Here is a 23,649-nt window from a genome sequence, read left to right as displayed (position 1 = left end):
ATTATTTAAAATTGTATTGTTTTTGATTATTTCGTTTTATTGATAATTGCCAAAAGCCAAAGTAAAGTTTAAAAATTATGGCTTAATTAGGTTGAGAACCTATAGTGATACTCTATTGGTTTACACTAAATTCTGGTCTAAATGCCGAAGGCGATAAAGAATCTGCAATGGTTTCTTTGTTTAACGTATCTGGCGTTAAAGACTCAATTTTAGGAGTTTCTTTTAACTGATATGGTTCTGAGCGCAAATACTTAACGGCTTGAATCACGGATAGGCGACCTTGTTTTACCATCTTGTCTGTTGGGGCAAATAACACCTTATTACGTAATAATCCTCGATAAATTCCATGGCTCAAGTAGCTAGAGATTAATCCGATATCTTGCATTTTTTCGGCAGCTCTCACTTCACTTATCGCGGCTTCAATAGCCACTGCGCTGCCAACGATGTATTTAATATCTGGAGTATCAATGACTTGTTGCACTAAATTTCGCTGTAGCTCTTTATCATTATCAGCCCAGTAGCTTACAGCAATATTAACGTCACTAAATTCGATTGCATCATAAAAACCGGCCGCGACTGGTTTTGTTCCGCCACTGGATTTAGGACCAAGAAGAAGCGCTATATTCGTTTGCCCAGAGCCTTTAGGGTGTTTTTGAGCGAGATACTCACCGGCTTTGTAGCCCATGATATACCAATCAACCCCAACGACTCCTTTTAACAACTTGCTTTGTTCTTCATTCAGCGAAAGCTCGTTCACTGTGGCAAAAATAGGTGTTGTTCCAACCCAAGTATTTAAGTTGTCATAAAAAACGTCTGGAGATACTGTGCCAAGGATGATGGCACCCGCTCCCCACCGCGTACATAATTCAAGTTGTTTGGCTTGTTTTGCTTTATTTGGGTAGCCGCCTGCTTCTAATACTCTTAATTCAATACCTAACTTTTCAGCCTCCGAAACCATGCCATAGTTAACGGATAGCCAATAAGAATCTTTTAGGTGTGGATAAATCGCACAGACTTTTTCTTTATTTGTTTCTGTAGCATTAAGCAAAGGAGGGGCATGTTCAGTAGATGTATTCAAGCTAACAGCCAAAACTGCCGATGAGTAGAGTACGGAAAGTAGAATCGGTAAAGCAAAACGTTTGATTAGCATGAAAAGGTCGTTTATTGGCATTGAATAAGTAAACACTGCAAAATATAGCGTATTCTGCATGGGTAAAGAAGAACGATTTAAGGTTTAAGTGATATGTTGTTAGCCTCCGCGAGTATCGGGCGAAAATTGCTCGCTTCATTTTTAGTCATGGCGATGTTGGTTCTCCTTTCTGCATTGATTGGAGTTTCAGGGTTCAGTTTTGTAGCAAAAACTGAGCGTAACGTTGTGGATTCTGCTTTACCCGCCATGATAGAAGCTCGTCAGGTTTCAGAGCTGAGTACCCGTATTATTGCCTCGGTACAAACGCTTTCAAATGCGAAAAATGAGCAGCAGCGTAAAGCCGCAGGTATCGAGTTATTTGGACAATTAGAGCTGCTTTTAACTCATATTAAGGCGTTAGGCTCTGACTCATTTGATTCCGAATTGCTGAGCACTTTGGAAACCAACGTTCAAAATGTAATAGACACGCTTGCTCAGCTTGGGCTGTCAGTAGAACGGAAACTCTGGCTTGTAAAAGACTTGTCTGAGCGAGTTTCGGAAATGCGATTGCTGGGAGAGGAGTTAGAACAACTTACCCGTACACAAGTATTGAACACCAGTACGATAGCGGTCGCAAATGTCACTCATATTTATGCGCTTTTAGAATCTCAGAAAATCGATAAAGCCTACCAAGCGTTAGATGCATTAGTGGAAGTGGATTTAGATCTTTCTGAACGTCTACATGAATTGCATTTGTTGGCATTTAAAATGCTGAACCAAATTGAAGAAACTCAAACCGTAACCAATGTGGAACGAATTCATCAAATCCAAGCTGAATTTGAATCTAATCTCAAAATTATGATGAGGCGAGTGAGGGCAGTAGAAGACCCGACTCGTTCTGCTCAAATGTCGGAGTTACTCATTAAGCTTGAGAAGCGCCAAGTCGTTTTTAATATCCTGTTAGAACAGTATGAAAATACTCAAAAATCTGAGTTTCTCATGCGCAATACCCTAGAGCTTTTTTCACAGTTGAATACGACGGTGAACAAGCTGGTGGATGACTCAAACTTAAGTACAACTAAAGCGGTTGAAGAGCTCACGACAACCTTGAACTATGCTCAATGGTCTTTATCACTGATTTCTGTAGTGGGTCTTATTATTGTTGCCTTGATTGTTTGGCGAGTGGTGTATATCTCAGTGGTCAAACGTTTAACTGAATATTCTTCCGCGTTGCTCTCTATTGCTCAGGGGCGTTTGAACATTGATATTACGGTAAAAGGTAATGATGAGTTGGCGCATATGGGCGAAGCCATAATTACTGCTAGAAATACCGCACAAGCGCTACAAGTCGTTGCGGTTGGGGAAGCTAAAGCAAAGCGAGAGTTAGAAGATCATAAAGAGCACTTAGAAGAGTTAATTACTGAACGAACAGTACAACTTCAGGAAACGAATAAGAAGCTCAATGTCGAGGTGATTAACCACGCCAAAGCCCGCTCTTCAGCAGAGCAAGCCAGCCGTGCCAAATCAGCATTTCTTGCGACAATGAGCCATGAAATTCGGACGCCTATGAATGGGGTGCTGGGTACGGCAAGGTTACTAAAAGATACTGGTTTGGATAAGTTGCAGTCTGGATATGCAGACATTATTAACCGCAGTGGTAAAAACTTATTAGCGATTTTGAATGATGTATTGGATTACTCGAAGATTGAAGCGGGTCATCTTGAAATACGAGTGTCATCATTTGATTTACACCAAATGGTTCAAGATACTTACCAGCTGATGGAAGGTAGAGCGGCAGAGAAAGGGCTCGATTTTAGTTACTTTATAGAAAGTGATGTTCAAAAATACTGGCGAGGTGATGTTACTCGGATCAGCCAGATACTTAACAATTTAGTGGGTAACGCCATTAAGTTTACTGAGTCAGGCTCGGTCGATATCTTCATCAGCTTAGATTTAGATAATGCTCAAAAAGTGGCCTTTGAAGTGTCTGATACAGGCGTTGGCATTAAACCAAGCGAGCAAAAGTGCTTATTTGATGCATTCTCTCAGACAGAAAGTGGTCGTAACACTACAGGCGGTACTGGTTTAGGCTTAGCCATCAGCCAACGAATAATGAACGCTATGAAAGGTGAAATTGGTGTGCATTCAGAAGAAGGGGAAGGCAGCCAGTTTTGGTTTGTATTGCCAATGGAGCACGGTGAAGTAATAACAACACCCAAGCCCGTCGTTAAGGATTCAGTTAGAGCTAAAGTTCTTTTGGTTGAAGATAACCCCGTAAACTGCATTGTTGCAGAAGGTTTTTTGACAAACTTAGGTCATGAAGTTGTGGTCGCAACAACGGGTAATGAAGCCGAGTCAATCTTTGAAGAACAGCTGTTTGATATAGCTTTAGTTGACATTAACCTACCTGATTGTGATGGCACACAATTAATTAAGAAACTGAAAGCCATACAAGGGCGTTTATTGGCAGGTGAGAAAAAGACGCCATCTTCAGAGTTAAGATCCGATCGAACAAAGTCGAGTCCGTTAGAGCCAGAGTTAACGTCAATAGAGACTATGACGACTCCGATGATTGCTGTATCCGCGCATGTTTTTAATGAAGAAGTTGAAGAGTATTTAGCAAGTGGTTTTGATGGCTTTTTGCCTAAGCCACTAGAAAAAGAAGCGTTGGAAAACCTTATTATTGCTCAGTTAGCAGGCAAAGCTTTATTGCTTCCACAAATAATTCAAGGTGAGGAATCTGCAGAAGAGAATCTTCCACCAAGCAATCTTTTAAATGTAACTGAGAGTGTTGATGATAACGCCGATGCAGGTGCTAATGGGACGGTAGGAGATAAAGTGATGCATTCAGAAGATCCAACGGACATTATTAACCCAGAAATCATTAAAAGTGACCTGGCTGTATTAGGGCAAGACCAGATTACTCATATTATTGAGCTGTTTGATCAGAGTAGTGACGAAATTTTAGAAAGCTTACGTACTGCTGCTCAGTGTGAAGATTCTGCAGAAGTTAAATCTCTGGCACACAAGCTTAAAGGTTCAGCAGGGAGTTTAGGCTTGCTAAGGCTATTTTCTATTTGTCGAGATATAGAGGTAAGTAACTCGCCTTTGGATCAATATGAGAGGCAGAATAAGGAACTTGAGGCTGTAGTGAATGCTTCATCTCGTGAATTGAAAAATTACATTTAGTTTTGCTGAACCGCAATGAACCTATAAAAAAGCCCCAGCGCGTATTGCTCTGGGGCTTTTTGTATATTACGACGGTGATTTTATAGTGATGCAGCACTATCGAAAATCATCGTACTCTCTAGTACCAGTTATTATCCTAGTACCACTTATCTGAAGTGAACATCGGAGAGTCTGGCCCATTCGGGTCGTCATCAAAAGGATGTTCAGCTTTTCCTCTTAACAACTCTATCTGATTTTCTAGTAAGTTAACGGTTTCGTAATCGCCTTCAGAAAAAGCGATATAAATTTGCTGTTCTAGAGCTTCGATGTGTTCTCTACTTCTCATAGGATCCTCCCGTGAGTCTATCGATTCTCAAAACGATTGTAGTCCAATAATCCGAACTCGATCGGCTGATCGTCTTGATACCAACGATGAACACGGTCACTGAATGGCCAGAATGCATTTGAGCTGCGGCGAATTGCAAATTTATCCAATAACTTAACGTAATCTTCTTCAGTAGAAATATTTTTTAATGAATTCACCAATACTGGTATATCGGCTTCTACAAGTGATAAGTAAGCCGCTGGGTAACTGCCTACAACACCTCGAACTAGGGTTAAGTCATCGTTCGCGTAATCTCGGTTTCCTTCTTCATCAAATAAACTTGAGATATTACTGTGCGCGTTATTGTGTATTAGGGTGAATAGCTGATCACCGCCTTGTTTACCTTCGATCATTATCATCATGAGTTGAGGGACTTGGCGAAGACCTTCCCCTTTGATCTCGTTGATTGACTGTAATTGCTTTTCCATTTCAGCGCTAAACCCAGTATTCACTATGTTATAACGATCAGATAGTACTGGATCTAGTTTTTCCCTGATCATGCCGTAAAGCTCTGATTTGTGATCATCAGTCGAGTATTGAACACTGGTCGGTTGATCGAAAGGAGCGATATTTCGTTGTAAGAAATCACTCAGTTGAGGGCTCTGATCTTTGTACCAACTTGAATGTTCAATATGCCGAACTTCTTTAGGTAATAGAGTTAAGAAGTTACTTTCACCTTCTAATCTAAGGAAGTCCATAAACATTCTAGTGATCAGTTGGTGACCGAAGTTTCCATAAACGTCAAAGCCTGCCACCAATAAGTAATGAATCCGCTCCAGAAGCGCATAGTCTAGTACCCAAGCGGTTTTGGGTTGCGTACCGACTAATCCTTGGACTACTGATGCACTATCGAAGTGTCGGAATACCGTTAAGGCAGCATTGGCATTTGTGCCGTTACCTGTCCAAATGATATCTGTATTTAGCCCGTCACCATCTTTAAACCATTGGTTCGAAAATTCTGATTTAGCATCTAAATAGCGCGCTTGTTGAGCAGCGTATTTCACCCAATTGGTAGCAGGAACTGTATTACTTTCTAGCTCGCTTGGTAGCTTTAGGTTCTCTATTTGATTGGCATAAAATTCATTGATTTCAGGTAAATCAGCTTTTTCAGGATCAACAAATACTACCCAGAATCGGTCATTAATTACGTTTAATGCGAGTTGCCCGCGACAGACTGGTCCCTTAATGAATGCCATTATCGTGTTTTGGGCATTATCTAGCATAAAGTTGAAACGAGATTTAACAGGGATCGCTTCAAAAGATGTCATCGGGTTTGCAGATACATCAATGTTGTAGCTAGGTAATTGATCAACGCTGTAGGAAGCATCAATAAACCATTTTTTCCAGTTGCTTATACGTAATGTATTAAGTGCGAAAGGCATATGCGTTTTATCAACAATTGTGCCTTGTTCCGGGATGATACGGTAATAAACACGCTCAACTTTAGGGTCATCATACGGACGTCTTGTTGAGATTCGCTTCACTGGTTCACCCGGTGGAGTTGCTGATCTGACTAGGGTAAAGAAACGAGCTGGTGCGTTGAGCTCAGAGAAATAAAGGTGCGATAGAAATAGGTGCTCATAAATATAACGGGCGGCAAGTTGGTTTTTATTTGCGCCGTGGTTAAGCCATTGTTCATATTCAGCAATCAGCCGCTGCTCATCTTTATTTAACGGCATTGGTGCGTTCATAGTGGCACCATTTTCCAACCAAGCCATTAAGGTATCGTATTCAGAATATTCTAAGTTAGGCATACCATAAGGCATGCCCCAGGTTGGGTAATCTTTCTCGTATTGAGCAAACTCTTCAATGGTTGGGCATTGTTGCTGCCTGTCTGTCGCGAAATCAAACCCTTTCAGCTGTGTTTCATTTGGCAGTGGGTGATTTTCTTTTTGAACTAACATACGGGCAACTAAACCAGCATCTAAATTGGCAGACGCAATTTGCTCACGTTCATTTAGGATCGGGTGGAAATCGGCATCACGCCATTCTTGTGTGGAGGTTGCATCCTCAAACAGCCGTGATGGTGTCGATGCGCTTAAACGTGTCCCTTGATACACAAGCGTTTTGCTTGCTCCACGGTCAATCCCTTCAACAGAAGACATTTTTAACTGGCATGGAGCGTCATAGCAGGCGTGACAAACAACGCATCGTTTATCAATGATAGGTTTTACTTCATTGATAAAATGTTGCGCTTGCACCGAAACGAAAGGAGCGGTTCTCTCGCGGACTTCTGGCTCACCGAATAGCTCATTAAAATTAAGCCCAGCGTAAACTGCACAACCTGAGAAAAGGCTGACTACCGCAAGTAAGAGGATTCTTTGTAGATTCATACGAGATATTTATAGATTTAATTTTATCTAAGTATATCTCAAATCACTGATAATTCTCGAATCGTAAGTTTTGAGTGAATGAAAAAGTGACGTAATTATAAATTTTAGGGTGGGAGTCAGCTTGCTTTAATTCAAAACCCGCACGACCAATAATTATTGACTGTGCGGGTTTGTATTTTAATCTTGGCTAAGAAGCTAAGAAGCTAAGAAGCTAAGAAGCTAAGAAGCTAAGAAGCTAAGAAGCTAAGAAGCTAAGAAGCTAAGAAGCTAAGAGAAAACAGACAACTTAGAATGCGTAGCTAACGTTGAATCGAAAATCTCGACCTGCATTAGCGTATCCCTGAGCCACGACGCTGCCGATAAATTGGCTGTATGATGCATGGTCGTAGTAATACTTATCGAAGACATTTTTCACTGTCATAGTGAGTACAAGTTCTTCATCACTGATTGGTAGCCATTGTGCGTACAGATCATGTACCCCATAACCTGGTTTTTCCGGGTTAACCGCAGGGTCAGCAACATCAGTTAATCGTTCGACAAACTTTGCGTTCCAGCCGAACTCTAGGTCATGCATTGGTGTGTAAGCTATATCTGCTACCCAAGTGTCACCAACAGATGTACCAATATTCATATCGTTATCTGAAAGTGGTACGTCATTCAATTCTGGTCGAGATTGGCTGTAGCTCAAGCGTGCGGAAATATCTTCGATTGAATAACCAAGATAAGCGGTTGCACCTTTGTTTTCTAAATCACCGATATTGGTGATGGCACGACCTTCATTACCGACTACATCTTCAATTTTGCTGTAGAAGAATGTCACACCAGCTACGAAGTTTTGATATTGATATTTTGCGCCTAGCTCGGTGTTGTGAGCTGTTTCTTCTTTACGGTTTGGATCATTGACTTTGTAGTCTACTACGTACAGCTCTTTGATCTGCGGACCACGAATTGCTTGTGCGTAACTAGCAAAAAGGTTGAGGTCATTCGTTGCTTTGAAATCAAGTCCAACGTTTGGACTGAAGCCACTTGCATCTAGCTCTAAAGCTTGGCTGTCTTTCAGTTCATACCAATCGTAACGAGCACCTGCGGTAAGTGTTAGAGCTTGCGTTAAATGCCAATCATCTTGAATGAACAGTCCGAACACTGTGCCTTTATCTTCTGCCTTAGCTGCGCCAGATCCAGTTATAAGCTCTGCTACATCTTGTTTGTAGTCAGCACCGAAGATAAGCGTGTTGTTTAAGAAATTAGCCGTATTACTGACTTTCGCACCATTCGTTTTAATGGAGCCATCTGTGGTTCCCCAACGAGGGTGATCTTTATGGACCAGTCGGTTATCAGTATTGTATAGCGTTGAATCGATATTGATTTTTTCGCCACCACGGTAACTATGGTTGAGCGTGATTGTTTGACGTTCAGCTTCTTGATTTAGTGACTCATTTTTGAAACTTGGCTGGAAGTGAGGTCTGTTAAGGCGGCGACCGTTATCTTCGCGGTAGTCATAGCTGATTGAAGCGTGTTGGGTGTCAGTTAGCTGACCAGACAGTTTTAGCAAGGCAATCTTTTGCTCAAGAGCGGTGTAGGGTTGTTCATCTCCTTTACCATCTTCAATGTCATCACCGTCAACGTAACTGAATGAAGCAAGCAAACCTATGTCTTCTGCTACTTCGCCAAATAGGCTGGCAGTGCCTTTATAGCCGTTGTTGTTTGTGTAGTAACCTGCTTTAATCTGTGATCCGAATTTGTCACCAGGGTGAAGTAGGTCATGTGCATCTTTTGTTTCAAAGCGTATAGCACCGCCTAATGCTCCTGGACCATTGGTTGCTCGGCCTGCACCAGCAGCAACTTCTACTTGCTTAAGAAGTTCTGGCTCAATAGATAATCGACCTTGGTGATGGAATAGGCTGCCTGATTGTTCTGCTCCATCAATGGAAATATTCAGCATTGTGTCTTCAAGACCACGTACATAAATTTTTTGAGAAATACCAGAAGAACCCCCCACGCTGATCTCAGACTCTTGGCGGAAAATGTCATTGAGATCTTGAGCTTGTCGCTTATCTAAGTCATCAATTGAAATATTGATGTCTGAAGATGGGGAAAGCATCCCTATGACTTCAACTACTTCAACGTCTTGCGAGTTAGCTTCTTGTTCATAGCTAGATGGCTGTTCATTGACAGTCGATTGGGCTGCAACACTGAACTGAGGGGCAAGTAGTAAAGCACTTGCGATAGGGCTTAATTTAAATACGGTTTGAAAATTCACCGAAACCTCCGATGTTAATGAGAATTATTATCGAGTTGGATTTTGGTGATTAATAAGTATTGAGTAAATCAATTTTACAAATGTTACATATCGATAGAAGGTATGGGGCAAAAAGGCTCAGCGAGTACTCGCTGAGCCCTAATTTTAGGAGGATGGTCTTTTAAAATACGTAAGGCTTATCTCACCATACTTAGATACTTTCTATATGTAGATACTTTCAAAGCATGTAGGCATTTCCATTAACTTGGAAGTAAAACGCTAATACATAGCCCTTTATCTGGGGCATTTCTTGCTGTGACTGTGCCATGAACCGCTTCTATATGTCGTTTAGCAAGCGCTAAACCCACACCAAACCCTTTTCTCGTGCCTACTTGGGTCGGGGTTTTAAAGAATGGAGTAAAAATTTTGTCATAGAAAATAGGTTCAATACCTGGACCACTGTCAGTGAAAGTCACTTGAGCTTTTTTTCCCACCTTTTGAATATTGACAGTTAATGTTTCCTGCTCCGGAGTATAACGTAAGCCATTGCGTAAAATGTTTTCAAGCGCTTGCCCTAGTGCCCTTTGGTTGGAGTAAGAAAGGTGGAGGTGATCAACCGATTGAACATCGATAATTCTATTCGGGTACTCAAATGAAGCATCATCGATGATAGCGTCGATAAGCTCTGTTAGGTCAAATGACTCTTGTCGTAAGTCGGGGCGTTCATTTTCAATCCACGCTAAAGTGAGTGTATCCTCTGCAAGCATTCGCATGTTTTGAGTTTCGTTTTTTATACGTTCAAGCATAAGATCAGGTTTGATATTCTGATCAATGCAATCTAAAGCCATTTCAACTCTTGCTATCGGAGTACGGATTTCATGGGACATATCCGATAATAAATTTCGATTATGTTCAATGATATTAGAAGTTCGTTCTGCCATATGATCAAATGTCTTAGCAACTAGGCTTATCTCATCTGATCCTAAAACGAGGTGATCACCAATTCGTGCATTAAAGTTACCTTTACTGAACTCTTGTGTTGCACGATGGAAATGCTGCAAAGGGCGCATAACGTGGCGGTATAAATAAATGGTTAATGCAAGAAGGGCGGTAAAAGGAATAATCACGCGAAATAGCCAGAAGGCATGCGACATATAAGTGCCAGGGCGCATTCGATCAGGGAGTAGGATGAGGAAATGATGATCTCGTGGTGTAAGAGCAATTTCCATGATGGGATTATTTGGAAAATCTAAGTGTATTTTCCATTCTACATTACGCCCAATTCCATAGCCTTCCCAAAATCGCTCGCTAAGAGTGTTGCCAGCGAGTACTTGAATATCGGACTGAACAACAGTAACCCAAGTGCTCTCTGTTTCAGAGAGTTTATTAATCCAAGTATCTAACTCTTTGAATTGTTTGTTTTTAACATATTGCTGTGCGATGTTTCCCCAATTAAGTAACTCTTGCTGATGGGACTTTTTGAGGTAACTCATTTTCTCATTCGAGAGTATGGCAACACTCTGTAGTAAAGAAAAAAAGATCACAACGCCTAAAGATAACACGATGAATAAACGCCAAAAGAGTAGCTTCTTCATTTCAGAATATACCCTTTCCCGTGAACAGTTTGAATCCGATCTGCTGCCATTCCATCTGCAATTAAACGTTTTCGAACCCGGCTTAAATGCATATCTAAACTGCGGTCATATTGGCTGAAGTTTCTTTCGAGAACAGCTTGATATAAATAAGGTTTGGTTTGCACCGATCCTGCATTTTGCATAAGTACCCATAGCAATTTGAATTGTGTAGGCGTGAATTGAATCGGTTTATTAGATGAGTGTGATTGAGTGTTATTGATTTCAACAGTCTGTTCGAGCCTGTTTAGCTCCAATTCTTGGTAGCGCAAAATGTTATGAGAAGTTGTAGATGCTGTTGGTTTTGTTCTTCTTAATACCGCTTCAATTCTTAAGCTAATTTCAGTAAAGCTACAAGGCTTAGAGATGTAGTCATCGGCACCGGATTGAAAGCCCCGTATTCGATGTTCTTCAGCGCCATGTGCAGTAAGAATAATGACAGGGGTCTTAGCATTTGCATTGATAAAGTTTAATAGGCTGAAGCCATCAATATTAGGTACATCAACATCAAGTAAAACTAAGTCGTACTGTGATTGTTGCAGGTGTTCTAGAGCTTGTGAACCACAGGTAACGTTTGTCACTTTGTATTGCTTTGCCCGAAGTAAATCGGTGAGTTGCTCATTTAGTGCTATGTCATCTTCAACCACAAGTAATGATAGAGGATCTGCATTGGAAGATATTTGAGAAGAATTTTCGGGTGAGGCAAAACCATTAGTGAGAAACATACATTCTTTACTTTTATTGATAATGGTTTTTATTATCAATAAAGTTGATGTGAAATGCAATCCGGGATAATCCTCAAATAACTAGATGGGTGACGGTGTCACTTTTGATTTGGCATACAAGAAGAGCAAATTGGCAAATCGATACCCTATGATTATAGGCATGAGTTTTAGAACATGAATTTGAAGAAGGTGAAATACAGAGGGTAGAAGTACCGAAAGTGTATTTATAGAGGTGGAGGCTTATAGCTTATTAAACACAATAATAAGCTATGAAGCACAAACATCAGCCATACAAGCAATGAGTCGGCTGGTTTTCCTACTCAACGTTAGAAGTTGGTTACTCGCTATGCTGGCGACGAATGTTATCTAAAATAATGCCAGTTGCCATTGCCACATTTAAAGACTCAGCTCCACCAAATGCAGGTATAGTAATTTTGTCGGTGACGAATTTAGCGGCTTCTTCTCGAATACCATGAGATTCACTTCCCATTAATAAAATTCCGTCAGCGGAGAATTCAGTTTTGTGGGTGCTAGTACCTTCAAGGAAAGCACCGTAAATCGGTAGATTAGCTTGGTTTAAGTAGCTAGGTAAATCGGTTTGACTGACGTGAACACGACCAAAACTGCCCATTGTTGCGCTGATCGTTTTAGGGTTATAAGGATCAGCACAGTCACTACTAGCGACAATGTGTTTAATGCCATACCAATCGGCTACACGGATGATCGTACCTAGATTACCCGGGTCAGAAACACCATCTAAAGCGATCATTAAGCCTTGCGCTTTAGGAAGATCAAATGATGGTATTTCAACCACTGCGATGGCTGCATTGTTACTGACTAATGTGCTTGCTTTAGTCAGGTCATCTAGTGAGGCTTCAACACAATCAAACTCAATCAGTGAAGCATGATTTTCAGATAAGAAATCAGCGGTAGCAAAGACGTTCTTCACGACTAAGTCACTATTGAACAGCTCAAGAACGTTTTTTTCACCTTGAACTAAAAATAAGCCGTGGGCTTTACGCTGTTTCTTTTGACCTAAAGCGCGAAGGAGTTTTAACTGGTTTTTTGAAATCATGTTTTTATCCTAGGTATAAGCCCGCGCATTATAGAGCAAAGGTTGGAGAAGCAAAAGCGTGATAATTCAAAGCGGTCCACTAAAAAAGAAAAGCGTACTAAATAGCACGCTCTTACCTAACTTTACTTATCTAAGGTGATGCCGAACCGAGAAGGTTAAGCTCTACCGAGTGTTAATATGGCACAGGGTAGCGCTTAAACACTGTGTTGATATCTGTGAGTATCTCTTCCGATAAAGGCTTACTGAATGCCGCAATATTCTCACGTAGTTGATCCATCGTTGTTGCACCTATGATTGTAGAAGTCACACCGTCGATTTGGTTACACCACGCAAGCGCTAATTGGCTTGGGGTAAAGCCATGGGCTTTCGCGACTTCAACATAGCCTTTCGCTGCTTCATTTGCCGCTTCGGTATCTCTGAAAATCCCTTTCCGCTGCATAAATGTCCATCGGCTTCCTTCTGGTCGTGCCCCATCAATATATTTACCACTTAGCATGCCCGCAGCTAAAGGAGACCAAGGAAGATAGGCTATGTCTTCATGGACACAGTTCTCAATTAGGTACGGCCAATCTTTAGTATGTAATAGACTGAATTCATTTTGTATAGACACCATACGTGGCAAGTCGTGTTTATCGCTGAGTTTCAGATACGTATTAATGCCCCAAGTAGAATCATCTGATAAGCCACAGTGACGGATTTTTCCTGCTTTCATACAAGCCGAAAGTGCTTGAAGGATCTCTAGCATTTGAGCTTCATGTGCGTGTCGGTCTATGTCAGAAAATGCGATGTGATTTGGAGTATGCTTACCAAAATGTGGGGTCGTTCGATTTGGCCAGTGAAGTTGATATAAATCGATGTAATCGGTTTGTAATCGCTTTAAAGAAGCATCCACAGCTGCGATTACCGCTTCGCCTGTAATTGGTCCACCATTTCTTACCCAAGGAAGACCAGGACCTGCAATCTTAGATGCAATAATGACTTCACTTCTTCGCTGAGGGTTTCTTGAAAGCCAATCGCCAATAATGGCTTCGGTTTTACCATAAGTGTCGGGCGATGGTGGAACTGCATACATTTCGGCGGTATCAATAAAGTTGATGCCTTGGCTTAAAGCAAACTCTATCTGCTGATCCGCTTCTTTCTGGGTATTTTGAAGACCCCACGTCATGCTGCCTAGGCAAATGCGAGATACAGAGAGTTGGCTGCTTCCTAGTGGTGAATAATCCATTCTATTTGGTTCCCATAAACGATATACCCCCAGCATTGGTTCAAATCTTACAGATAAGTGAACTGGAGGATTAAAAATGCATATACAAATAATTAACACAAAAAACAAAGGCAGGGTACGAAATATTAAATGGTTTAAGTATTTATTAGGTATTTGGTAAATAAAAATCGCCTAAAGCCAAGCGGTAGAATGGCTAAGAAAGTTCACGAATTTTAAGGATAAGTTGGATAGTAGTGATTAAGAGGGGGTTGGACGTTAGTGACTAAGGAGAGGGAAGTAACCCTCTCATCGCATCATGCTATGAGAGGGTTTAAGACTTATTTACGCTGACGTGCTTGAAATATTAAGCATCGTTTGAAGAGTCAAACCCACCTTGGATTTGTGCCTGCTTCAAAGCTTCTTGGCGTTGGATCTCTTTATCTGTATCAGTATCGGTTAGTTGAACCGAATCCTCAGAATGTTGAGGAACTAAAACATAGTATTTATTGATAGTCATAACGAACCCTCATGTAACGGTATACGAATCATGCAGGAGTTGAAAAATGTGATCATCATCCACTTTGTGTTTTTTTTAGGCTGAGATAGAGGGCGTAGATATTGTCATGATCATCCTGATTTATTCGTCTGTTGCTGTATTGCTGACGTTCACCTCTTCATTGAGTATAGGTATCTCGAGGGAATCAGTAAAAAACTGATTTAGAGCAAAAACTTAAGGTTTTAGGGGCGTAAGATAAATTTTCTTTTTGCTGGTGGCACATAACTAAAATTAATAACCAGTGAATGTTCTTTCTATATTCCAAAGTGAGATTAATCATGGACAATCTTGTTGAACGTTTCCTTCGCTACGTTACTTTTGATACTAAATCGGACCCATCTAATCCACATTGCCCGAGTTCTTCTGGACAATTGGTCTTTGCAGATGCGCTTAAAATAGAGTTAGAAACTCTAGGTTTATCGAATGTATCTCTAGATGCTAACGGATATCTGATGGCTTTCTTGCCTTCTAATGTTGATTACCCAGTACCTGCAATCGGCTTTGTTGCTCATATGGATACCGCGCCGGATGCATCTGGTAAAAATGTGTCACCACAAGTCATTAAAGACTATCAAGGAGGAGATATCCTTCTTGGTTCGAGCGGTGAAAAGCTCACTCCTGAACAATATCCAGATCTTAACACATTGCATGGTCATGACTTGATCACTACAGATGGTACAACCTTGCTAGGCGCTGATAATAAAGCTGGTATCGCTGAAATCCTTTCTGCTGTTGCATACCTGATCGCTCATCCTGAACTCAAACATGGTGATATCTGCATTGGTTTTACTCCGGATGAAGAAATAGGGCGCGGTGCTAACTTATTCGATGTTGAAAAGTTTGGTGCAGAGTGGGCTTACACGATTGATGGTGGACCAGTAGGCGAGTTGGAATTTGAAAACTTTAATGCGACCAGTGCTGATGTGATTTGCCATGGAGTGAATGTTCACCCAGGGACTGCAAAAGATAAAATGGTTAACTCCATGAACATTGCGGCTCAATTTCAATTAATGATGCCAGCTGAAGAAACGCCTGAGTGTACTGAAGGCTATGAAGGCTTTTATCACCTCAAATCAGCAGAAATGGGCGTAGCACGATCTGAACTTGGTTATATTATTCGTGATTTTGAACGAGAAGGTGTAGAGGCGCGCAAAGCATTCATGCAAAACAAAGTTGATGAACTGAATGCTCGGTTAGAAAAAGGTCGAGTTGAGTTGGTGTTATCAGACAGCTACTACAACATGAAAGAAATGGTTGAACCGCATCAACATATTATTGACCTTGCCAAACAAGCGATGGTTGAGTGCGATGTAGAACCTATGATTAAACCAATTCGTGGTGGTACAGACGGAGCGCGCTTATCTTTTATGGGGTTACCTTGCCCGAATATATTTACTGGCGGTTACAACTTCCATGGCATCCATGAGTTCATCACTATTCAAGGTATGGAACAAGCTGTAAAAGTTATCGTCGCTTTATCGCAAAAAACTGCTTTGAGCTATCAACCACATTCGAGTAAGCATTCATAAAAACTGACAGCCATAAATCATAATATTTAGATATGGTAAGTCATTACGTATCGATAATTAATTGATATAAAACGCTTTCCCTTTTGAATTTTTTTCAGGAATCAATAATACTGAATAAAAGCATTAAGGGAGTAAGCGATGAAAAAGTTATTTTTACTTTGCACCCACTTAGCTGTGGGTGCTTTTGGTTTTGGGCTAGGTGTTTATGCTTTGCCAATCTTAATCGAACCAGACTCTCCGTCTTCGGATTCAGTTCAAAGTATTAGTCAGCATGCTATCTACACTGGAGAGTTCAGCAAAGATAGGCAAGACAGTGATTTTCTACATTGGGGTGAGGGGGTCGTCTCTATTAGTGACAATGCTATTGCCTTTGAAGGTGAACTGGCTCCAGGACCTGACTATAGGCTCTATCTATCTCCAGTCTTCATAGAAACAGAACAGGCTTTTAATGACAGCAAGCAAGAAATGCTTCAAGTTGGAGAGGTGAAAACGTTTGATCGCTTTATGGTTGGCTTACCTGAAGATCTAGATCTTAATGCGTACAATACGGTTGTGATTTGGTGTGAAACTTTTGGGCAATTTATTACGTCTGCAAAGATAAAATGATAGCCTTGGCATAGCTATTTTTGTCATGAATAAACGGTGTCATTAAAAACCTGTGTCATTACCAAATAGGCGCTTCTTTCTTGAGCGCTTTTTTAATGTGTCACTGCGTCGTAGAGCCAAATGGAGTTAATAATGGAAAAGTTGTGGCAAGTGATTGATTTCTTACTCGCTCATAAGTTTATTTTTAGTGCGCTTATTATTGTCTTAATTTTGATAGTGCGAAGAGTCACCTTGTCTAAAATCCGAGGAGACGTAGCGTTCTTATCTGAAGAGCAGCGCAATTGGATGTCACGAACCAAAAACGGTACGTTTGCCATTATTGTTGTGACCTTATTCGTGTTATGGAAGTCAGAAATTAGCGAGTTTGCTCTATCTGTTACTGCGATTGCTGTTGCCATTGTTGTCGCTTCTAAAGAGATTATCTTGTGTTTTACAGGCTCAATTCAACGTGCAAGTTCTCGCTCATTTCGTATTGGTGATTGGATTGAAGTAGGGAAAATCAGCGGTGAAGTGATTGAACACAACCTAATGGCAACGGTTATTCAGGAAATAGACCTTTACCACGGGCAATATCATTTCACAGGTAAAACAGCGACCTTACCTAATAGTATGTTTTTTACTTACCCAGTAAAGAACCTTAACTTCATGAAGCGCTATGTTTACCATGACTTTTCTATTGTGGTGAATAATTTTGTAAACCTTTATCCGATGATTCCAGATTTGATTGAAAAAATTGAAGCTCACAGTGAAGAGTTCATCGAGGTTGCACGGCGTTATAACAGTGTTATTGAAAGACATGCTGGCGTTGATCTACCTGGTTCAGAGCCGCATATTCATATTACCAGTGGTGCAACGGGCGAGCAGGTTATGCATTTCATGATTTTCTGTCCCACGGAGCAGGCCTCTCACTTAGAGCAAGATATCCGCAAAGACTTTATGGAAGCCTATTCTTTGGCATTCCCTGAGAAAGAAAACGGATAAAAGATTATAAAAAAGCCGAGCATTGGAATTTCAATGCTCGGCTTTTTCTTTTGTTTACTTTCGTTATTCGTCATGGCGAAGTAGAGAAGCGATTACTCCAATCGAATTAATCTAGTTCGTTTAAAGGTAGCCAATCAACAGTCACACCTGCTTGTTCAAACATATCTTGGCTGACTTTAATCTTATCCCCCCAGCGAGATAAGAAATCTTCACTCTGCTCTGGGCAATGTACGGCAGATATGCCCGTTTGAATGATCTTTGCGGCGCAATTTGGGCAAGGGAAATGAGTAACCCAGATTTCACAGCTGTCTAAATCTCGTTTAGCAAAAAGGATCGCATTTTCTTCAGCGTGAAGTGTTTTTAAATATTTCATTTCACGATCATCAGTATCCGCACTGTCTGATACACCGTGTGGGTAGCCGTTGAAGCCGACTGACACAATACGGTTATGCTTAGTGATTACGGCACCAACCTGAGTAGATGGGTCTTTACTCCATGAGCCTACAAGCTCGGCCATCTGGTAAAATCGCTTAGCCCATTTAGAAATCATCGGTGTTTCCTCAATACTGAATTTAAATTATTTGTTAGCTGCATATTCAATCATACCTTAAGGAAAATGATTACGTTAGTTAATTGGCGGTAACTGCCTTGTTATTATTCATCTTTGTTAATAGTTAGAAACACTTTAAAATGTGATTTCTGATATTACTCGGACATTTATACGCAACACGTTAATTAAATTAAGTAATTATTCCTGTTCCTTATTTTTATCGGTATTCATATGCGTAAAAAGATTCTATTCACCGTCATTGCAAGCTCGTTGATTCTTGCTGGTTGTGGAGACAACTCCACACAAAATAAGCAAGCGCCTTTACCCCTAGTGGTTACGCAAGATGTTAATGTTATTTCTCACCAACAAAGCAAATCTTATGTTGGGCGTATTGAAGCGGTTGAAGATACAGCAATTACAGCCCAAGTCTCAGGGTATCTGCAAGGTCGCCATTTCAACGAAGGTCAAATGGTAGAAAAAGGGCAGTTACTTTATACGATTGAACCTTCATCATTTGAAGCTCAAGTCGCGAGTGCGAAAGCATCTGTAGCTCAAGCTAAAGCTTCACTAAAGAAAGCTGAGTTGGATTACAAACGAGGTGAGAACTTGCTACCGAAAGGAAGTATTTCTCAGTCTGAATTTGATTCATTAACTGCCGGATTGCTTGGAGCTCAGGCTCAACTTGAATCTAGTCAAGCACAGCTAAATTTGGCAAATGTTAACCTTTCTCATACCAAAATTATTGCACCGTTCTCAGGTCGAATTAGCGACACTAAAGTAAGTCAAGGTGATTTACTTTCTCCTTCTTCTGGCGCATTAACCACGCTGGTAAGCTTAGACCCCATCCATGCTTCATTTAGTATCAGCGAGCGTGAACGCCTGAATCTAGGACTAGATCAGATCGAAGGTGATGGCTCTTCCGAGTCGAGTGGAGTTGAAGTTGAGATCATCTTAGAAAATGGGTCAGCATACGAACACTTAGGACAACTAGATTTTTTAGGAAACCGAATTGACCTGAATACTGGCACATTAGCAATGCGTGCAATTACAGAAAACCCTAATCAGCAGCTTCTACCTGGGCAACACGTTCGTGTGAACTTACGTGACAAGCAACCAATTGAAGCGATGACTGTACCGCGCAGGGCCGTTCAAACGGACTTAGAGGGTAATTTTGTGATGGTGGTTATTGAAGGCAAGTCTGGGTTAATAGCTGAACGCCGCAATATTGAAATGGGTCATCAAGTCGAAGGTGGAGTTATTGCTTCTGGTTTAACTCCAGACGATGTAGTGATTACACAAGGGCTGCAACGAGTGCGTAATGGTATGCCTGTGCGAGAGCAACAGCCAGTTTCAGACAAATAAAAGTAGGCTGAATTATGTTAAGTCGTTTCTTTATTCAAAGACCTAAATTCGCACTGGTTATTTCAATCATATTGACTTTAGCCGGTGCTATTTCGTTGGCAATTTTACCTGTTGCTGAGTACCCCAAGATTAGCCCACCTTCGGTTAGTGTTTCTGCATTTTATACAGGAGCAAGCGCGGAAGTTGTTGAGCAAGCCATAGCGGACCCCATAGAAACCTCAGTTAATGGCGTTGAAGATATGATCTATATGTCTTCAAAAAGTGCTAATGATGGTTCTTATAACTTGAACGTGACGTTTGATGTGGGCACTGACCCAGATATGGCACAAGTCAACGTTCAAAACCGTGTTGCTCAGATCGAATCTAAGCTACCGCAAGAAGTGCGCATGGTCGGCGTGACAGTGAAAAAGCGCTCACCCGACTTATTGATGGTTCTCAACTTCTATTCACCAAATGGTGAGTATGACGATAAGTTCTTAATCAACTACGTTAACTTGAACATTAAAGACCAACTGGCTCGTGTAACCGGGATCAGTGAAGTGAATGTTTTGGGTGGTGGTGAATACGCGATGCGTGTTTGGCTAGATCCCGAGAAAATGGCGAACCTTAAGCTAACGACTTCTGACGTCTATTCAGCTCTTGCTGAGCAAAATGTCCAAGTTGCTGCCGGCCGGATTGGTGCTGCTCCCTATAGCAACCCACAAGAAGTGCAATTTAACTTAGTAACAAAAGGACGCTTAGAGAGCGCTAGCGAGTTTGAAAATGTAGTACTGCGAGCTGATCATGATGGTTCAACGGTTTATTTGAAAGATGTTGCAAGAGTGGAATTGGGTAAGAAGTTCTATGATGGCAATGGTAAATACCGTGGACAAGATGCGTCTATCGTAACCTTATCGCTTCAATCGGATGCAAATGCACTGGAAAGTGGTAAAGCGGTGATGGAAACACTTGAAAGGTTAGGTGAGAACTTTCCTGAAGGTGTGGCTTATGAATCCAGCTACGATACAACTTTGTTTGTTGCGGAGTCGATTAAAGGGGTTGTTAAGACTCTTATAGAAGCGATTCTACTTGTTATTGCGGTGACTTACCTTTTCTTAGGTAGTGCTCGCGCCACTTTAATTCCAGTTGTTGCTATACCTGTATCCTTGATTGGTACGTTTGCCATTATGCAAATGACAGGTTTCACCATAAATACCGTCACTTTATTCGGCTTAATTTTGGCGATCGGTATAGTTGTTGATGATGCCATTCTGGTTATTGAAAACGTTGACACCACAATGGCGAAAGATCCGACCATTTCACCGCGCAAAGCTACTCTAATTGCGATGAAAGAAGTGACGGGTCCGATTGTTACATCAACTCTAGTACTGCTGGCTGTGTTTATCCCGGTTGCGATGTTGCCTGGTATTACGGGTATCATGTATCGACAATTCGCATTAACGATTTGTATCGCGGTTGTGATCTCTTCTATTAACGCATTGACGTTATCTCCAGCTCTATGTTCACTCGTGTTGAAGCAAGGCGGTGGAAACACATCAAAATGGTATGCCACATTTAACCGTGGGTTAGATAAAGTAACGACCAAGTATGGTCAGGTTGCAGGCTTTTTGGTTAAAAAAAGCATCCTACTCGTGACTTTCTTCTTCGTTGCATTGCTTGCGGTCACTTATTTTGCGAAGACCACTTCAACAGCATTTGTACCACAAGAAGATAAAGGTATTTTACTGGTTAATGTTCAGTTGCCTGATGCTGCTTCTCTGTCTCGTACAGAGGAAGTGACGGAGCAATTGCTTAAAATGGTGGAAGAAGAGCCTGGTGTTGATGGTGCGACGCTTGTAAATGGTTATGCATTCATGACGGGAGCTTCAGCATCGAACGGTGCATCGTTGTTCATTAAGCTACATGATTGGGAGACGAGGAACGGTTTAGACGGTGAGCATGCCGCTCAAGCTATTTCTTCAAGAATTAATAGACGAGCTGCAACAGAACTCCCAGAAGCGATTGTTTTTGCCATGGGACCTCCAGCCGTGCCAGGTATGGGGGCAGCTTCTGGGTTTGAGTTTGTTCTAGAAGATACGCTTGGTAGAAGCCGTAGTGATTTAGCTATGGTGATGGGTGATGTGATTCAAGAAGCAAATAAGCAGCCTGAAATTGCACAAACATTTAGTACTTTCCGTGCCAATGTACCTCATTACTATGTCGATATTGATCGAGAGAAAGCGCAACAGTTAGGTATCCCGTTGTCGTCTATCTTCCAAACGCTTCAAGGTAACTTAGGTTCATTATATGTGAATGACTTTACCATGTTCGGTAAAAATTTCCGTGTGACGATGCAAGCTGACAGTGAACATCGAAGCAGCATGGAAGATTTACAACGTTTCCACGTACGCTCTTCAAGTGGTGAGATGATTCCACTGAGTACATTAGTGACTTACGATCAAATCTTTGAACCAGATGTAGCGTGGCGATATAACATGTATCGCAGTACTGTTATTCAAGGGCAACCAGCAGAAGGTTACTCCAGTGGCGATGCTATTGCTGCAATGGAACGAGTAGCAGCAGAAGTGCTTCCTCAGGGTTACCAGTATGAGTGGACTGGTATGGCTTATCAGGAAGTGCTAGCAGGTAACCAAGCGATTTTTGCTTTTGCTTTGGCGCTAATATTTATCTACTTGTTTATGGTTGCTCAATATGAAAGTTGGACAATTCCACTTGCGATTATACTCGTGGTACCTGTTGCAACTCTCGGTTCATTCCTTGCGCTGAATATAACGGGAACACCGCTGAACCTTTATGCTCAAATTGGTCTCGTCTTGTTGATAGCCTTGGCGGCGAAAAACGCGATTCTTATCGTTGAATTTGCAAAAGTTGAACGTGAAGAAAAAGACATTCCAATTGATGACGCTGCAGTCAAAGGAGGTACCTTACGTTTCCGAGCTGTGAACATGACATCATGGTCGTTTATTCTAGGTATTTTCCCGCTGATTTTTGCATCTGGTGCGGGGCATGTGAGTCAAAACTCCCTGGGTATTTCACTTATCGGTGGTTTACTTTGTGTGTTACTCGCCGGTACATGTTTAATTCCAGGTTTCTACGCTTTTGTGCAACGTAAGCGAGAAAAGGCGCATGGTGGCAATACTAAGTTAGTTGCTCTAGACGATGAGTAATAACTTGTAAGGTCATAACTAAAAGGCTTGACGTAATGTTAAGCCTTTATTATTCGTTTAAAGAATAATAAGTCATAAATAAAGAATTATTCGTTCTTAAAAAATAGAGCTAAAACTTTAATGACAGCATTGTAATAAAATGGTGTTTTATTGTTATCTTATTGATTTTTAATTATTAATAAGGTTTGAGCTAACAAGTGTAGGCTCGAAAGTGTTTGCAGATTAGTGTGAAGTGCTTCAAAATTACAACGTTATATTAGAGTATATTTTTCTACTGAGGTTCTTATGAAGGTCATTGATTTACTTAAACATAGAGGCGACAGTTTTTCTGCACAGCACTCAGAGTTTATGCAATGGATGTCTCCTACTCTAAAAGAGTATTGGGGTGACTTCATGAACCGCACGCAAAATAGTCACTTCTTTGCTTGGGTTCGTGATCATCATAAGCCTGCGGTCAATGAACCTGATATTCAAATTGAAGTACCTGTAGAAAAACCGATCGTACTTAAACCAGAAGCGCAGGCTGTGTTTAACGAATTAAGCGAGCAAATTGGTGAAGTTATCCATACTGGTGATTGGATGAACGTTAGCCAAGAACGCATCGATCAGTTTGGGCAGGTAACGGAAGACATGCAATGGATCCACACTGATCCAAGCAAAGCTGAAACTGACTCTCCTTTTAAGACGACTATTGCTCATGGTTTTCTAACGTTATCTTTGCTTCCAAAATTGACAGATAGCGTTGACCCTGAAAACTCTCAATTCCCGACAGCTAAAATGGTGGTAAACCTTGGTTTGAACCAAGTTCGCTTTCCTTACCCTGTGAAATCAGGTAATAACGTACGAGCAAAGAGTACGCTATTGAAAGTGACACCAATTAAGAAAGGTTTAGAGATTGAACGTGAGATTAAGGTAGAAATTGAAGGTATTCGACGCCCTGGTTGTGTTGTCGTTTCAGTGATTCAATTGCACTTTTAAACTTGTGTCATAGCACATTATTAAAACGAAA

Annotated in this window: 17 protein-coding genes; 7 read left to right on the top strand and 10 right to left on the bottom strand. The window is 41.1% G+C overall.

Going from position 1 to position 23,649, the window contains the following annotated elements; all coding sequences use genetic code 11:
- Window positions 1-112: 112 nt before the first annotated feature.
- Window positions 113-1,150: a TMAO reductase system periplasmic protein TorT gene (gene torT / locus OCU78_RS20210; RefSeq protein ID WP_137373770.1), complete on the bottom strand. Its 1,038-nt coding sequence runs from the start codon at window positions 1,148-1,150 to the stop codon at window positions 113-115.
- A 93-nt stretch (window positions 1,151-1,243) separates the two neighbouring features.
- Here torT and torS point away from each other — a divergent pair, with 93 nt between their 5' ends.
- Window positions 1,244-4,318, top strand: a complete 3,075-nt coding sequence (gene torS, locus OCU78_RS20205) for a TMAO reductase system sensor histidine kinase/response regulator TorS (RefSeq protein ID WP_137373771.1) — start codon at window positions 1,244-1,246, stop codon at window positions 4,316-4,318.
- Between the two features lie 136 nt (window positions 4,319-4,454).
- On the opposite strand, the gene OCU78_RS20200 is transcribed toward torS, so the two are convergent.
- From OCU78_RS20200 to OCU78_RS20165, 8 genes are all read right to left on the bottom strand, one after another.
- Window positions 4,455-4,643, bottom strand: a complete 189-nt coding sequence (locus OCU78_RS20200) for a hypothetical protein (RefSeq protein WP_137373772.1) — start codon at window positions 4,641-4,643, stop codon at window positions 4,455-4,457.
- 17 nt (window positions 4,644-4,660) lie between these two features.
- Window positions 4,661-7,015 (bottom strand): fatty acid cis/trans isomerase, encoded by a 2,355-nt coding sequence (locus tag OCU78_RS20195; RefSeq protein ID WP_137373773.1) that lies wholly within the window; start codon window positions 7,013-7,015, stop codon window positions 4,661-4,663.
- A 286-nt stretch (window positions 7,016-7,301) separates the two neighbouring features.
- The gene (locus tag OCU78_RS20190) at window positions 7,302-9,275 is read right to left on the bottom strand and encodes a TonB-dependent receptor domain-containing protein (RefSeq protein WP_137373774.1); all 1,974 of its coding nucleotides are present in this window, start codon (window positions 9,273-9,275) and stop codon (window positions 7,302-7,304) included.
- Between the two features lie 239 nt (window positions 9,276-9,514).
- Window positions 9,515-10,849 carry a sensor histidine kinase gene (locus tag OCU78_RS20185; protein WP_137373775.1) on the bottom strand — a complete coding sequence of 445 codons (1,335 nt, stop codon included), beginning with the start codon at window positions 10,847-10,849 and terminating at the stop codon, window positions 9,515-9,517.
- Complete coding sequence (locus tag OCU78_RS20180; protein WP_137373776.1) at window positions 10,846-11,610, bottom strand: response regulator transcription factor; 765 nt, start codon at window positions 11,608-11,610, stop codon at window positions 10,846-10,848. Before OCU78_RS20180 ends, OCU78_RS20185 begins: the two co-directional genes overlap by 4 nt.
- 337 nt (window positions 11,611-11,947) lie before the next feature.
- Window positions 11,948-12,685, bottom strand: a complete 738-nt coding sequence (locus tag OCU78_RS20175; RefSeq protein WP_137373777.1) for an RNA methyltransferase — start codon at window positions 12,683-12,685, stop codon at window positions 11,948-11,950.
- A gap of 172 nt (window positions 12,686-12,857) precedes the next feature.
- A complete protein-coding gene (locus OCU78_RS20170) occupies window positions 12,858-13,850 on the bottom strand; it encodes an aldo/keto reductase (protein WP_240701748.1) in 993 nt (330 codons plus the stop codon).
- Between the two features lie 403 nt (window positions 13,851-14,253).
- Window positions 14,254-14,406, bottom strand: a complete 153-nt coding sequence (locus tag OCU78_RS20165) for a hypothetical protein (protein ID WP_167494040.1) — start codon at window positions 14,404-14,406, stop codon at window positions 14,254-14,256.
- Window positions 14,407-14,723: 317 nt separating this feature from the next.
- Between OCU78_RS20165 and pepT the strand changes: the two genes are divergently transcribed.
- The 3 genes from pepT (at window position 14,724) to OCU78_RS20150 (ending at window position 17,561) form a co-directional block, all read left to right on the top strand.
- Window positions 14,724-15,974: a peptidase T gene (pepT, locus tag OCU78_RS20160; protein ID WP_137373779.1), complete on the top strand. Its 1,251-nt coding sequence runs from the start codon at window positions 14,724-14,726 to the stop codon at window positions 15,972-15,974.
- 138 nt (window positions 15,975-16,112) lie between these two features.
- Entirely contained in the window at window positions 16,113-16,580 is a 468-nt protein-coding gene (locus OCU78_RS20155) for a DM13 domain-containing protein (protein ID WP_137373780.1), read from the top strand.
- A 132-nt stretch (window positions 16,581-16,712) separates the two neighbouring features.
- Window positions 16,713-17,561: a mechanosensitive ion channel family protein gene (locus OCU78_RS20150; protein ID WP_137373781.1), complete on the top strand. Its 849-nt coding sequence runs from the start codon at window positions 16,713-16,715 to the stop codon at window positions 17,559-17,561.
- Window positions 17,562-17,667: 106 nt separating this feature from the next.
- Here the strand turns inward: OCU78_RS20150 and OCU78_RS20145 are convergent, their stop codons facing one another.
- Window positions 17,668-18,111 (bottom strand): dCMP deaminase family protein, encoded by a 444-nt coding sequence (locus OCU78_RS20145; RefSeq protein ID WP_137373782.1) that lies wholly within the window; start codon window positions 18,109-18,111, stop codon window positions 17,668-17,670.
- A 231-nt stretch (window positions 18,112-18,342) separates the two neighbouring features.
- On the opposite strand from OCU78_RS20145, the gene OCU78_RS20140 reads away from it, so the two are divergent.
- From OCU78_RS20140 to OCU78_RS20130, 3 genes are all read left to right on the top strand, one after another.
- A complete protein-coding gene (locus OCU78_RS20140) occupies window positions 18,343-19,473 on the top strand; it encodes an efflux RND transporter periplasmic adaptor subunit (RefSeq protein ID WP_137373783.1) in 1,131 nt (376 codons plus the stop codon).
- 14 nt (window positions 19,474-19,487) lie between these two features.
- Window positions 19,488-22,640 carry an efflux RND transporter permease subunit gene (locus OCU78_RS20135; protein WP_137373784.1) on the top strand — a complete coding sequence of 1,051 codons (3,153 nt, stop codon included), beginning with the start codon at window positions 19,488-19,490 and terminating at the stop codon, window positions 22,638-22,640.
- Between the two features lie 285 nt (window positions 22,641-22,925).
- Window positions 22,926-23,618, top strand: a complete 693-nt coding sequence (locus tag OCU78_RS20130; RefSeq protein ID WP_137373785.1) for a MaoC family dehydratase — start codon at window positions 22,926-22,928, stop codon at window positions 23,616-23,618.
- The last annotated feature ends 31 nt before the right edge of the window (window positions 23,619-23,649 follow it).

The organism is Vibrio gallaecicus (genome assembly GCF_024347495.1).
In the GTDB taxonomy this organism is placed as follows: domain Bacteria; phylum Pseudomonadota; class Gammaproteobacteria; order Enterobacterales; family Vibrionaceae; genus Vibrio; species Vibrio gallaecicus.
Note: the sequence above shows the minus strand (reverse complement) of the source record. Positions and strands in the feature narration are given on the sequence as shown.

Coding starts and splice junctions, on each gene's coding strand:
- OCU78_RS20185 (WP_137373775.1), bottom strand. CDS start 10,849: ATGAAGAAGCTACTCTTTTGGCGTTTATTCATCGTGTTATCTTTAGGC.
- OCU78_RS20170 (WP_240701748.1), bottom strand. CDS start 13,850: ATGACGTGGGGTCTTCAAAATACCCAGAAAGAAGCGGATCAGCAGATA.
- OCU78_RS20200 (WP_137373772.1), bottom strand. CDS start 4,643: ATGAGAAGTAGAGAACACATCGAAGCTCTAGAACAGCAAATTTATATC.
- OCU78_RS20180 (WP_137373776.1), bottom strand. CDS start 11,610: ATGTTTCTCACTAATGGTTTTGCCTCACCCGAAAATTCTTCTCAAATA.
- OCU78_RS20150 (WP_137373781.1), top strand. CDS start 16,713: ATGGAAAAGTTGTGGCAAGTGATTGATTTCTTACTCGCTCATAAGTTT.
- OCU78_RS20155 (WP_137373780.1), top strand. CDS start 16,113: ATGAAAAAGTTATTTTTACTTTGCACCCACTTAGCTGTGGGTGCTTTT.
- OCU78_RS20140 (WP_137373783.1), top strand. CDS start 18,343: ATGCGTAAAAAGATTCTATTCACCGTCATTGCAAGCTCGTTGATTCTT.
- torS (WP_137373771.1), top strand. CDS start 1,244: ATGTTGTTAGCCTCCGCGAGTATCGGGCGAAAATTGCTCGCTTCATTT.
- OCU78_RS20135 (WP_137373784.1), top strand. CDS start 19,488: ATGTTAAGTCGTTTCTTTATTCAAAGACCTAAATTCGCACTGGTTATT.
- OCU78_RS20165 (WP_167494040.1), bottom strand. CDS start 14,406: ATGACTATCAATAAATACTATGTTTTAGTTCCTCAACATTCTGAGGAT.
- torT (WP_137373770.1), bottom strand. CDS start 1,150: ATGCTAATCAAACGTTTTGCTTTACCGATTCTACTTTCCGTACTCTAC.
- OCU78_RS20195 (WP_137373773.1), bottom strand. CDS start 7,015: ATGAATCTACAAAGAATCCTCTTACTTGCGGTAGTCAGCCTTTTCTCA.
- OCU78_RS20175 (WP_137373777.1), bottom strand. CDS start 12,685: ATGATTTCAAAAAACCAGTTAAAACTCCTTCGCGCTTTAGGTCAAAAG.
- OCU78_RS20130 (WP_137373785.1), top strand. CDS start 22,926: ATGAAGGTCATTGATTTACTTAAACATAGAGGCGACAGTTTTTCTGCA.
- OCU78_RS20145 (WP_137373782.1), bottom strand. CDS start 18,111: ATGATTTCTAAATGGGCTAAGCGATTTTACCAGATGGCCGAGCTTGTA.
- pepT (WP_137373779.1), top strand. CDS start 14,724: ATGGACAATCTTGTTGAACGTTTCCTTCGCTACGTTACTTTTGATACT.